The sequence below is a fragment of the Microvirga sp. jy35 genome, assembly GCF_056148915.1.
Genome location: NZ_JBWBEW010000052.1, coordinates 15,968 through 29,009, shown reverse-complemented (window position 1 = coordinate 29,009; position 13,042 = coordinate 15,968). Strand labels below are relative to the sequence as shown.

Genomic DNA, 13,042 nt, shown 5'->3' with positions numbered 1-13,042 from the left:
GATCCTCCGCTGAGAATGCCCGATCAGGGAATCACGATCCGTCGCTAATCACGAGGACTTTTTCAACGAAATCTGCCAAGACCGGACGCTGGCCCGCTGCCACACATACTGCTGTGGCAGGACTCAAGTCGAACGTCAGCGATGCGCCTTCACCTCTAATTCCCTATAGGAAAGCATCCCAGCAGGTTGGGGACATCGTCGATGAACTAACCTTTGGCCGAGCGCATTACTGCTGCGGGCATCCCTGTCCACAGCATTGAGTCCGATGGCAAAGTCGATGTAGCCCTAGAACCGCGCCTTCACGCTGGCCGCCACCGTGCGGCCCAGAGCCGGGATGTCGAACCCGAAATCGTATCTCTGGTCGAACAGGTTGAGCGCCGTCAGGCCGACCTGGAAGCGCCGATCCGGCGTTTCCCAGGTCAGCGCGGCATCGGTCGTCCAATAAGATTCCAGCCGGTCATTGTCATAATTGCCGGAACGCTCGCCGATAAAATTCTGGGTCAGGGTGAACCGCAGGCGGCTCGGATGGACGAACGTCATTCCGAAGCGGGCAAAGCGTTCCGGGATGTAGGGCACTGGCTCCCCGATACCCGCTCCTTCCAGATCGTCCGATGTTGCCAGAATTTTCGATGTCGCTCCGCCGACGGTGCCGAAGACGCCGATGCCGTGACCGAGCCACACGTTGACCGTGGCGGCGAGCCATTCGGCCCGGGCCTTCTCGATCCCGCTGAAGCTGTCCACGGTGTTGATGATGGGCACGCTGAGGTCCTTCAGCGTCTGCCGCTGATATTCCAGGGCCGTGAAGATCCGCGGCGTCCATTCCGCATCCCAGCGTAGGACGAGGCTCTTCGTCGGCCCGCTCGCAGGCGCATCGTTGGGGATCAGCCCGACCGTCGTCGTCGGCGCGAGCGTGTAGCTCAGGAAGGTTTCGGCATTCTCGATATAGGCGGCCCGAAGCCATTGCCCTTCCAGCGGCGAAACACCGAGGCCGAAGCGGGGTGACGCCCACACATCGGGCGCGGCGTCCTTCAAATCAAGGAAGGTGCGATGGATGCCTGCCTGAACCTCGAACCGGTCGTTCGGGCGCCACAGGACATCGGCATAGGCGCGGCCGCCACGGAACGGGCTGTCGAAGGCCGACGCCTCCGGCGGAAGTTCCTCCCGTTCCGGAAAAAAGTACCTGTAGGTCTCGAGGAGGCCGTTGTAGCGTACCTTGCCGGCCTGAGCCTCAAGGCCATAGCGCAGATTGAAGTCGCCGAAACCGATGGCATGGCTCACCGCTCCGACGACGCCATCCACACGCTGCTTCTCCTGCCACAGGGTCTGCGTCGAGGGAAACGGCCGATAATCCCAGAGTTCCCCGCGGTCGAGCGTATCGTTCCGGGTCGCGAACACCGCAGTCGTGAGGACATTCCGGTAACCGAAGGTGTGGCTCCACCCGGCCACCCCGAAGAGACTGGTCGAGTCCCGCTCGACCTGCCTCGTGTAGTCAAGCCGGTCGACATCCGTCAGGCCCGGCTGCCCCTCGTTCGCCCAGCCCATGAACATGAACCGGTCGGCGGCATTGGGGGCCGTGCCGAGGCTGAACGTGATCCCTCGTCCCCTCTCGTTGTCGGCACTCAGATCGCCACGGGCCTCGTTGGCGCTCGCGGACAGGCTGAAGCTCGTCGGCAGCGGCTCGTTAGAGAAGCCGTTGATCAGCACGCCCGATTGCCAGCCGACTTGGCCGCCGCGCACGATGGCGCCACCCCCGATCTCGGTATCGAGAAAAGGCCGGCGGATGGGATCGTAGCGTCCGATGCGGCCGGCAACTGCCAGAGGATCGAGAAGCAATCCTTGAATCGAGAGGTTCAGAGCCGCACTGTTGAGTTCTGTTCCTTCCGCAGCATCGAGGGTCGGCTCCGTGGGAAACAGGCCCGGCCGGCTGACGATCGCCTGGTCGAAATACCCCTGCGCCTCGAACGGATCGAAGGTGCGGTCGGCATAGAAGCGCGCCCAATCGTGCAGGTTGATGAAGCGGTAAGCCTCGACCGGATAGGAGCCGGTCTGCTTGCTGACGGAGATCCCGGCATAATCGCCGCCCCGATCCCGATAGCGTTTCAGGGCCTCGCGCGCGGCAAGGATCGCCTCGTCGGCGAGATACAGATCGAGAGCGAAGGCCGTGCGCAGAATGGGCACGATGGGTGCCCTGGGATCGAGCCGGTCGGCGTTGTCCAGGGTCTGCCGGGCGAGTTCGTAATCGCCGTTCTGAAAATAGGCGTCCGCCAGAGTGACCTGGTCGTTGGACAGGGCCGGATTGACCGAGGAGCCGGCCAGCATGGACTCGAGCGCCTGAGCCATCTTGCCTTTCTGCAGGAGGTAGCGTCCGCGAGCCGTGTAGGCGGTGGTCGGATCGAGCGCTAGGGCCTTGTCGATGAGAGCGCCGGCTTCCTCCACCCGGCTCTGATCGAGGAGGAGAAGGGCCAGGTTGGTATAGGGGATCGGGTTCTGAGGCTCCATGTCGAGCGCGCGACGGAAGGCGGCCTCGGCTTCGACGAAAGCGCCCCGGCTCTGTTCGAGCAGGCCGATCTGGTTGAGAAGCGAGAAATTCGGATCGGTCTTCACAACCCTGTAGAGGTCGGCGAGAGCCCCATCGATGTCGCGGGCATAATCCGCCTTGATCGTCGCTCCGAAGGCGATCACGTTAGGATCGGTCGGATCGATGGCCCGGGCTCGCTCATAGGCCGCATACATATCCTCGCGATGGTCGAGATCCCGGGCCAGGGATGCCGAGAGAATGGCAAGCCCGGCATCGTTCGGAAATCGTTTTTCGGCAGCGGCGGCCTCGGCAGCAGCCGCTTTGAGATCCTGACGGAAGCCCGTGAGATACGCGCTGATCTCCGCCGTTCTGGGATCCCTGACCGGTACTTTCGGGGCCGGCTGAACCCGCTTCGGGTCCGCGAGGGAAGCTGCTGCGTAGCGGCCATATTCGGCCCAGCCGCGCCGGCGCGGATCGAGGCCCGGCTTCGCGCGCTCGAACAGCCTGATCGCATCCTGCCAGCGGCGGTCCGCCCCGACCATGAGGGCTTCCAGGTAATCGGCACGGGCTCTCTGCGCCCTCGTCATCGGGCGGCTGCGCGCCTCGGCCAGGGGGGCTGCGGCCGCACGCCTGTCACCGGCATTCATCAGGCTCTCCGCAAGGATGAGCCAATCCTCCGTCGTGCGGGCTTCGGCCGGCAGAGCCCGGACCCGGGCGCCCTCGGCCTCGAGTTGCTTGTTCTCCAGGGATGTCGTCGGCAGGTTGATGAACACCTCGCGCATCGACATGTAGAACAGCATCTGCTCCCGGTCGTTGGGGCTGACGAGCACAAACTTGGTGGGAGCCTGGCCGACAGCCGCCACCGCGCCTTCACCCTGACGCACCGTCACGGCGCCCTGTGGGTTCTTGAGTTCGACGACGCCCTCGAGCACCACCAGCGAGGTCTTGCCCGCGCCATCCACCGACAGCGACCAGTCGGTGCCGCGGATCGCCGCGACCGCAGCGGGTGTCTTGACATCCACGCCGGAGCCGCCGCGGGCGGCTCGGGCCCAGATGGTGCCGCCCTGCAGGCTGAGCTGGGTGTTGCCGGCTTGGCCGCCGGCCACGTCATTGACGGTCAGGGTCGAGTTGCGCCCGACGCGGATCTGGGTCTGGTCGGCGAACAAGATCGCCAGATTGCCGATCTCGTTGGTCCGCAGGGTGTCGCCGCCGACGACGTTCTGCTGGATGGCGGCCGAGCGCCAGAGGTCCTCGCGCACGAAGCGCATCTCCTCGCCGCCCTTCGCGGCCACGATGGCGCCCGCCGGGGGAGCGGTGCGCGGCAAGGGTGACTGGGCCTGCGCATCGACAAGGCAAAGCGCCAGGGCGCTGGTCGCGGCCAGAAGCCTAAAGGACTGAGGAGACATGAATGGACCGGCTTGATCGAAAGGATACCTGCTCTAACGTTACCCGAGCTTAGCAGGAAGAGCCTTGGATCAAAGTCGATTCACACCGTCCACGCTGTGTTTTGGAGCACAGGGTGAACGATTGCAGCATAAGCGCCACACCAGAATAGTATGAGTATGCTGCGTGAAATTAGCGTAAGGTGATCCTCCCGCCCGTCTGAGAAGATCTCCTTAGGGTCAGGCAGTGAGGTCCATTCACTTTTCGGAATGTCTGGTCTTGAAAGGATTGCTGCTCTCGAGCTAGCGTCCCAGGTGTGCCGATTTTGTTGAAAAACTCCCGAGCGCTGCTTCGCCGATCTATTAGTTGTATTAGCGCGCCAAACTAGGCCCAGCATCCTGTATGCTGACCACGCCAGAATCGGCAGTTGCGGACTTTTTCAACAGTATCTGCCAAGAGGAGACGTTTGAACAACTCCCAATGATTGATATTCCCGGGCACTCTCCCGATCAGCCGCTCTCCAAGCCTGAGCACACATCGTGAGCCCAGTGTGTACGGCTGACTGATCTCGAAGTGCATTCTGCTTGCTGCAAATGTGGTCTGTTCTCTTGCAGCCTCGGCTTGTGAGAAGGCCTAGCCCGGACACAAGGCCTCAGCAAGAGAAAGCGAAGGATACGGCGGGTCTAGCATGCCGCCTGTAGATCCGGCAGGATTGAAGCTTAGGCGGAACCCAGCCATGCAGCTCCTTGAACGCCAGGCTTCGTTAGAGGTTTTACAGCAATCCGCGCGTGACTTGCGGGCTGGAGAGGGGCGGGTCGTGCTGGTCAGCGGCGAGGCCGGTCTGGGCAAGACCTCACTCCTGGAATCTTTCGCCTCGACCCACCGTGGACGGGAGCGCGTCCTGTGGGGCCGATGCGATCCCCTATTTGCCCCCTCGCCCTTGGCGCCATTCCAGGAAATCGCAGATCAAATGGGCGGCAGGCTCTCGGCCCTGCCAGACGATCAGGCAAGCTCCACCATGGTCTTCCCGAGGCTATTGCAGGAGCTCCATCGCGCCGGTCCGGCAATCTACGTGATTGAGGATCTGCATTGGGCCGACGAGGCGACTCTGGATGCCATCAAGTTCCTGGGGCGCCGGATCCAAGCGGTTGAAGCATTACTGATCATGTCATACCGCGACGATGAGTTGGACCAGAACCACTCCTTGCGCAACCTGCTGGCCGTACTGGCAACGTGCCGAGCCGTCCGCCGGGTTCCGCTTGCCCCACTGTCGGTGGAGTCGGTCCGTCAGCTCATCCAGAACGAGCGCTTCGATCCCGAGATCGTGCACCGGAAGACCGGCGGCAATCCCTTTCTCGTGACGGAGCTGCTGGTTTCGGGCGAGGCCGACCGTGTCCCGCCCACCGTCCGTGATATTGTTCTCCAACGTGCTGCACGCCTTCCTAAGGCCGCCCGGAATGTTCTCGATGTCGCTGCGGTGATTGGCCCGCGCTCCGATGCACGCCTCCTCCGGCGCATTGTGGGAGATGACGCCGATCTGACCGATGCGTGCATGGGCGTGGGGCTCCTGCGTGCCGAGGGAGAGACGCTCGTCCTGCGCCATGAACTCACCCGCCAGGCAGTGCTCGAGTCGATCGCCCCCCCGCGCAGGGCGGTTCTGCACGGCCAGGTGCTGGAGGCGCTGCTGGAACTCGGGACCGCCAGCGCGAGTCTTCTTGCACACCATGCGGACGCGGCCGGGAACGCGGGGGCAGTTCGGACGCACGCTCCTGTTGCAGCGAAGCTGGCTAGGGCCGTGGGATCGCACCGCGAGGCTGCCGATCATCTCGCCAGAGCCCTGCGGTACACCGGGCCAAACCGCCCCGAGGAGCGAGCCAACCTGCTTGAGGCTCTTGCGGAGGAGTGCGCACTCCTGGACCGCCAAGGCAAGGCTGCCGATGCCTGGCGCCAAGCGATCAACCTGTGGCGCGAGCTTGATAACCCGCGTAAGGAGGGCAGCAACCTCGCCGCGGTTGCCTGGCCGCTCGTTCGCTCGGGCCTGAATGCCGAGGCGGACGCGTGCAGTCTCCGGGCGATTGCGATCTTAGAGCCCCTCGGACCTAGCCGCGAGCTCGCTGCCGCACTTCGGATGCAGGCACACCTGCGGATGCTTGATCGCGACAAGAGCTCGGCCATAGCGTGGGGACGCAAGGCGATCGCGATGGCCGAGGCCGTGGGCGATCAGGAGACCTTGGCATCGGCACACCTCGCGGTCGGGGCCGCGATGCTTGTGACGGACGACATGCGTGGCCGCACCTATCTCGATCGCAGCATCGCTCTGGCCAGGGAGCACGGCTTCGATGGCCTTGTTGCCCTTGCCTACCTCAACATCGGCTCCTCGTACGGTGAACAGTATCGATTCAGCGAGGCCGAGCAGATCCTAAAAGATGGGATGGCGTATGCCTTTGAGCGCGACCTCGACCATGCCCTCCACTACATTCAGGCATGGCTTGCCCTCACGTACCTTTACCAGGGCCGCTGGACCGACTCTGCGGACCTAGCGCTTGAGGTTCTGCAAGCCCCCGAGTTGGCCGTGGTCAGCCGTATCATGGCACTCGTGGCACTTGGGCGGGTGCGGGCCCGCCGCGGTGATCCAGGGGTGTGGACGGCTCTCGACGAGGCTCTGGACCTGGCACAGCGCACCGGCACTCTCCAGCGTCTGGCGCCGGTGCGCGCCGCCCGAGCCGAGGCAGCCTGGCTTGCCGGGAACCCTGAACAGGCGCGAGCAGAGGCAGAAGCGGTCTGGGATCTTGCGCTTGCGCACCGCCACCCCTGGCATGGAGGCGAGTTCGCCTTCTGGCGCAGGCGGGCGGGATCAGAGGTTCGTCCCCCGATCTGGATAGCGCGCCCATTCCTGCTCGAGCTCGATCGCGTGTGGCAGGATGCTGCCGTCGCCTGGGCAGAGCGGGATTGCCCCTACGAACGGGCCCGTGCACTCGCCGAGGGCGACGAGGTTGCCTGCCGCGAGGCATTGGCGCTGTTTGACCGGCTTGGGGCAAGACCCGCCGCCGATGCCCTGCGGCAGCGCCTAAGGAGCGAAGGGATCGGCCGCGTACCGCGTGGCCCGCGGACCGCAACCCGGAGCAACTCACTGGGGCTGACCTCTCGCCAAGCGGAGATCCTCTCGCTGCTTAAGGAGGGTCTGACCAATGCAGCCATCGCAAGCCGACTGCACATTTCGGCAAAGACAGTGGATCACCACGTCTCGGCAGTGCTCGCGAAGCTGGGTGTCTCATCGCGCCTTGAAGTCGCGAGGTTCGAGGCAGGCCCGCAGACGAAGATGTCGGGTGGTGTCGCCAAAAATGGGGATTTCGGCCGCCCAAAATAGGGAGGTGTTCCCGATGCGCATGAGCAAAGCATGCGCGAACCTCCTGACGTAGCCCCAGCGGCTGCCTACGGAGGGAAGACAATGACCCGATACCTTGTGGAGCGGACTTTTCCGGATGGACTGAGCCTGTCGGCTGACAAGACCGGTGCCCAGGCCAGCAATGCCGTGGTTAGCGTGAACAACCAGGAGCAAGTCACCTGGGTGCACTCCTATGTTACCCCAGACAAGAAGAAGACGTATTGCATCTACGATGGCCCCTCACCGGAAGCCATCCGCAGGGTTGCGGAGCGAAACAACCTGCCGGTTGATCGGATCACTGAGGTGCGCGTACTCGATCCATACTTCCATTATTGATGCGTATGGAGAGCGGCCTCCGGCCAACCAGCACGGAGGCCGCGCGACTCAGAGCCAAACCGACGGCTCGCAAATCTGACTTGAGGAGTTTGATAAGTATCGAAGTTCGCCGACCTTCCGGGGTGTCTGGTGCTCCCCGCGTGAGCGGACCTACGCCGTGCTTCAGAGAGGTGCCATAACGCGATATTCTGGGTTCGATTCACTGGTCTGTTCCACTTCATTAGAGATTTTCGGCGCTCTCCAAGATCAAACCTGGCTCAGTTGAAAATTTTCCTAAAATCGAACGATTGTTCACTAATGATTGGACTGAGCCTCTATCAGCCACCCACTCATCAGAGCCTCGGTCGCCGAGAAATCAGAGGATTGATTCTTCAGCGTTCTGAGCTGTGTAACGATCTCCAGCACCTTTGTACGTCAGCCTAACAAGGATGCGGCTTTCGTTCATGGCGCACCCTCAGGCGGGAGCAGAGCCCTGATCTTGCCTAGGAGCCTCGCCAGTTCGACAGGCTTGACGTCGTAATCGTCGCAGCCCGCCTCCAACGCCTGCGTCCTGTCGGTCGACATAGCATGGGCGGACAACGCGATCACTGGGATGTGCCTCGTAGCGCTGTCCGACTTGAGCCGGCGGGCGGCCTCCCACCCGTCCATGATGGGCAAACCCAGGTCCATCAGGATCAAGTCCGGGTGCTCGGCCTTGGCGATCTCAATGCAGCTCGCCCCGTCCCGCGCAATTAGCACATCGAAGCCCTGCCGCTCCAGCCGAGTTTGTAGCATGTAGATATTGTCGTCGTTGTCCTCGACATAGAGGATGCGCACCATGCTCCGCCTCTCAGGCTGCCTCAGCCTGGGTCGGCGTGTTCGCCGGCAGCCTGACTGTGAACTCGGATCCTTTACCCTTCTCGCTCGTCGCCTCGATTTCGCCCCCCATGAGAATGACCAGACGCCTACTGATAGCGAGGCCCAAGCCAGTACCACCGTATTTCTGGTGCTTCGCGACTCCGGCTTGGTGAAAATCCTGGAAAAGACGTGGCAGCTGATCTGCATCTATCCCGATGCCGGAGTCGCGTACCCTGAATTCAAGTTGCTGTCCCCCTCGTCCCGCAAAGAGCGTCACCTCTCCTCTTTCGGTGAACTTGCAAGCATTGGAGAGGAGGTTAAGAAGGACCTGCCGCAGTCGCATCGGGTCCAGTACCGCTCGTCCAAGGTCCTGCTGCGCCTGCAACCTGAGCTGGTTGGCTTGCTTCTCCGCCAAGGGCTTCGCAGTATCGACGATGTCATCCAGCAACAGGCGAACGTCAACCTCCTCGGGTAGAAGATCGAACTTGCCAGCCTCAATCTTAGCAAGGTCGAGAACCTCGTTGATCACCTGCAGGAGGAGCTTGCCCGCACGCAGAACGCGCCCAAGCGGTTCGTTGAGCTCCGTACTGCCGTCAATCTCGGCGTCCTCCTTGAGGATCTCGGTTATTCCGATGATCGCGTTGAGCGGGGTGCGCAGTTCGTGACTCATGCTGGCGAGGAAGTCGGACTTAGCCCTGCTGGCTATCTCAGCCTGCTCTTTGGCCGCTCGCAGCTCACTTTCTACCAACTTGAGTTCAGTCAGGTCGAAGTAGGTGAGCATCCGTCCGCCATCCGGCAGCGCCACGACTTCGTACTGAAGTACGCGCCCATCCGGGCGGTGCCATTCCCTCGGAGGCACGTCGGCGGCCCGGATCTCAACGAGCCTCTGCTCGACGTAGGACTCCCATTGTTCGTCCGGAACGCCATGCAGACCGGTGGACCGGAGCGCCTCCAGCAGGTCTTCAATCCCGGCATGTGGATGCAGTACGTCTTGAGAAACACTCCAGAGGTCACCGAAGGCGCGATTGAACATCCGCACGCGGAGATCCGGGTCGAGGATCAGCACTCCGTAGTCAATGGTGTCGAGCACCACTTGGCGCTCACGCAGATTCTGCTCCTCGATCTCGACGGCCGTGTCGCGGAAGACCGACAAAGCCTTGGCCATCGCGGCGATCTCGTCTCTGCCATGGAAGTCTGGCAGCGGAGTCCTCAAGTGCCCGGCAGCGATTGCCAGCATACTGCGGCTCAGAGCGACCAGTCGGCCAGCGAGGTGTCGGTCGGCATAGAGCCACGCGAAGGCCAGAAGGAACAGGACAGCCGAGCCGCCGATGGCGATCCCAGCGATGACCGGCCTGTCATGGATTGTCCTCTCGTGGTCAACAGCCTCCTGCAGTTCTCGTCGGAGGTCCACAGCCGTCGAGGTGAGCGCTCCTTCCAGCGCAAGGAGCGCCCGGTCTGCGTAAATGGCACTCTCTATGAGGGCATTGATATCTCCTCCGGCGCGCGCGGCGAGGTCCTCCGAACGGGCATAGCTCTGGCGCGCCAGGTCAAGGGCGGCACGCAGAGCTTGGAGCTGTAGCGGGTCAATTTGCTGAGAGGCGGTCGCGCTTGCAACCTCCCTAGCTGCACGATCCAGCTCATCCCACAGTTCTTGCCGCGCCCTGCGGCTGTCTGACATCCCTTGGTCAGCGACCGCCCCTGAAGGCAACTTTCTGACTTCCTGCCTCAACTTGCCGACGAGATCGAGCGCACCGAAATCCGCCTCGATAGCCTCATGAGCCGACGCGATGAACGTCGTGGCGTTCTGAAGCTCTCGGATGAAGTGATTGACCGCTATTACTTGGACCATTAGCAGGCTAATCGGCACCGACATGGCCAAGAGAATTTTGTTGCGGATACGCATGCGGGCCCTTTCTACCTGCCAAACGTCGGCCTCTCCTATCGTGACGATATCGTCACAGCTGCCCCCGCTCGCGCCACCTGTCGAAGATTGCACGCTCCTCGCGGTCGGCCTCCTCCAGCGCCTGCTCGGGGGTCAGTCGAGCAGTAGCGACATTGGCGAACATCTTTGAGATGATCCCCCGGTCGTAGACTTCGCTGACGGCCGGGTTCGTGTATCCGGGATGGCCAGCGTTCGTGGTCCAGGATGCCACGTCCTTCATGAGCGCATACTTCGCGGCGACGTCACTACCAGCGTCTCGAGTTAGCACCTCAAGGTCTGGTACCGTCTCGGGATAGCATGGCATATTCTGGAAGCCGCTTGCGAGAAAGGCATCTCGGGATCGGCCGACATAGTCGACCAGGAACCGCTTGGCACCTTCTGGATTTTCAGCGAACTTCCAGATTGAATAAGTGTAGAAGCCGAAGGAGCCTAGCCGAGCCGCGGGTCCTGCTGGCATCGCAGCCAGCCTTAGGTCGCCCGCGAAGTCCAATTTCATCGACTCGGCAGCCCTGGGAATCGACAGGCTGTCGATCGTGAGGCAGCCCTCTCCGGTGAGCATGAACCGGTTATTCGAGGCTCCGTCCCACCTCAGCACATCTGGCATCATGGCCTGTTCGAAGAGGTCCTTCACATAGCGCAGCGCATCCAGGGTCGCCTGAGACCTCAACGTTGGTCGACCATCCGCATCCTGTTCCGAGGCCCCGAAGGAGTACATGATGGAGCGCAGTGTCTGCTCGCAGTTGTGCTCTGGAGCCAGGCTAAAGGCTACCGACTTTCCATCGAGAAATTTGATCCGTCTCGCTCCCGTCAATACATCATTCCACGTGCTCGGCGCGGCTTGAGCCTTGGCCCACAGGTCACCTCGGTAGGTGACGAGTGCCGGTTGGTAAGCGGCAGCGAAACCTGTATAGGTCCTGGTCTTCGGGTTGAAGTGGGCTCGGAGGGCGAATTCCGCAGGCGTTCCGTACTGCCTAGAACACTCCTCAAAGATCTCGCGATGATCGATGAGGTGGTCGACGAGCATGGAGTTTGGTGTAACGAATTGGATGAGGTCGTGTCCCCGTTGAGCTTGGATCTCGGCGGTCGCGCGAGGGGCTAGATCGGCGAAGCCAACGTTATCGATAATAACATCGACGTCATTCGCCTCCCCCCATTGCCGGGCGAAGGTGTCGTTGAACCAAGGGTCGTAAGCGGAAACAAAGTGCCGCCACTGCATGATCTTGAGCGTCTTGTGCTGCGCACGCGCCCGTCTTGAGGCGAGACCGACCCCAGACGTGGCGAGCGCTGCTCCTGATGCCGCCAGCAACCCGCGCCTTGTGATTGTACCCTGGACACTCATGCAGCTCTCCTCTGGCATCCGGGCCGCGACACATCTTGGGGATGGCACCGGCGGTTGAGTCAGTTGAAGGTATGCAGCTTGAGCTTGAGGGAGCCGTCCGGCTGCCGCTCGAACACGTGGGTAGCGACACCGCTAAACCGGGTTGCCTTTCCTGATGCATCCCTGCCGGCAGCGGACCATTTGGCCACGGCGATCACGATCTTGTCGTCTCCCGTGCTCCTGATCAGATCCAAGGTATGGTCGGTAACGCCATTGGCGAAGAGACTAGAGAAGAATTTCTCGACGCCATCAGGACCTTGAATAACGTCGTGGGTAGCAGGCAGAAAGGATGCATCACTCGTGTAGAATGCTGCGACTGCCTTAGCGTCACTCTTGTTGAAGGCCGAGTTCCAAGTCGAATATGCTGTCCTGATCTGATCATCGATCGGGTCGGCTACAGCGGTGCAGGATGGTGCAATCAAAGTTGCTAAAACCAGGATATGCCTTGTCGCACTCGGTACAGACATTCCGTCCTCCCGTCAGATGGTCAGGCTTTCGGGCATGCACTCGCCCTAAAGCCTGGGCAAACTCTGAAAAGGAAGCTGCGCCTTTGGTGAAAATCTGTCAATCATGCCTCTGTTGCGCCCGTATGCTTATAACCAATTGCCCCTTTTTCTCAGGGCTGGCGCCCTGTTGCATCCAGGGTGACATCCAGCTTGGGCAGAGACGAGAAGCTCGCCGGCAACCTTGCAGCTTGTATTGAACGCAGGCAAATCAGGCCAGCCTCGCGGCATTTGGTCAAGAACTGCTTCGGGTCAGACTTTCACCCTCCCGTGGCTAAACGAACGTCAGCTCATGACCGCTGAAGCGGACCAGGCGCTTACGTCTCAGGAGTGCCAAAAGCGGTCCTCCCATCATTCGTCCCCAACGTACGTTGCCGACCTCAGATCCAGGGCTGAGCCAGATGCTCTTGGGCTAGGGCTCGCTGGACGGCGGGGCGCTCCAGAACACGCTGGGAATATGGCCCCATATGGGGCTAGCTAGCTCCGGCCGCTCCGTGCAGCACAGCGTCAGGGCGTAGGCGTCGACGATACAGTAATCCGCCCCAATCAGTCAGAGGCCGTTCTGCCTAGCTATCTATCTATCGAGAATGTCAAAGTGGCGTGCAACGGCAGCTTCAGCGCTAGTCCTCAACTCGCCTTGCGCGGCCTCACTTGGGGCCGACCGGCTCGGGTGCAGATAGTCCGACAGAGCTGGCTGCAAGCCAGTCGCAAGCTATAGAAGCCACTTGTAAGCGTGCGCCCGCTCAACACTCCCATCGCT

The 13,042-nt window shown here is 61.8% G+C and carries 7 protein-coding genes; 2 read left to right on the top strand and 5 right to left on the bottom strand.

Annotated elements, in window-relative coordinates; translation table 11 throughout:
- Window positions 1-285: 285 nt before the first annotated feature.
- Window positions 286-3,924, bottom strand: a complete 3,639-nt coding sequence (locus AC0QTX_RS24475) for a FecR domain-containing protein (RefSeq protein ID WP_474606414.1) — start codon at window positions 3,922-3,924, stop codon at window positions 286-288.
- Window positions 3,925-4,637: 713 nt separating this feature from the next.
- Between AC0QTX_RS24475 and AC0QTX_RS24470 the strand changes: the two genes are divergently transcribed.
- Window positions 4,638-7,268 carry an ATP-binding protein gene (locus AC0QTX_RS24470; protein ID WP_474606413.1) on the top strand — a complete coding sequence of 877 codons (2,631 nt, stop codon included), beginning with the start codon at window positions 4,638-4,640 and terminating at the stop codon, window positions 7,266-7,268.
- Window positions 7,269-7,349: 81 nt separating this feature from the next.
- On the top strand, window positions 7,350-7,622 hold the full coding sequence (locus AC0QTX_RS24465) for a DUF4242 domain-containing protein (protein WP_474606412.1): 273 nt from the start codon (window positions 7,350-7,352) through the stop codon (window positions 7,620-7,622).
- Between the two features lie 441 nt (window positions 7,623-8,063).
- On the opposite strand, the gene AC0QTX_RS24460 is transcribed toward AC0QTX_RS24465, so the two are convergent.
- The 4 genes from AC0QTX_RS24460 to AC0QTX_RS24445 are packed head-to-tail and all read right to left on the bottom strand — an operon-like array spanning window position 8,064 to window position 12,246.
- Window positions 8,064-8,441 carry a response regulator gene (locus tag AC0QTX_RS24460; protein ID WP_474606411.1) on the bottom strand — a complete coding sequence of 126 codons (378 nt, stop codon included), beginning with the start codon at window positions 8,439-8,441 and terminating at the stop codon, window positions 8,064-8,066.
- A 10-nt stretch (window positions 8,442-8,451) separates the two neighbouring features.
- Window positions 8,452-10,362, bottom strand: coding sequence for an ATP-binding protein (locus tag AC0QTX_RS24455; RefSeq protein WP_474606410.1), 1,911 nt, complete (start codon window positions 10,360-10,362; stop codon window positions 8,452-8,454).
- A 52-nt stretch (window positions 10,363-10,414) separates the two neighbouring features.
- On the bottom strand, window positions 10,415-11,740 hold the full coding sequence (locus AC0QTX_RS24450) for an ABC transporter substrate-binding protein (RefSeq protein WP_474606409.1): 1,326 nt from the start codon (window positions 11,738-11,740) through the stop codon (window positions 10,415-10,417).
- Between the two features lie 59 nt (window positions 11,741-11,799).
- The gene (locus AC0QTX_RS24445; protein WP_474606408.1) at window positions 11,800-12,246 is read right to left on the bottom strand and encodes a YybH family protein; all 447 of its coding nucleotides are present in this window, start codon (window positions 12,244-12,246) and stop codon (window positions 11,800-11,802) included.
- Window positions 12,247-13,042: the final 796 nt, after the last annotated feature.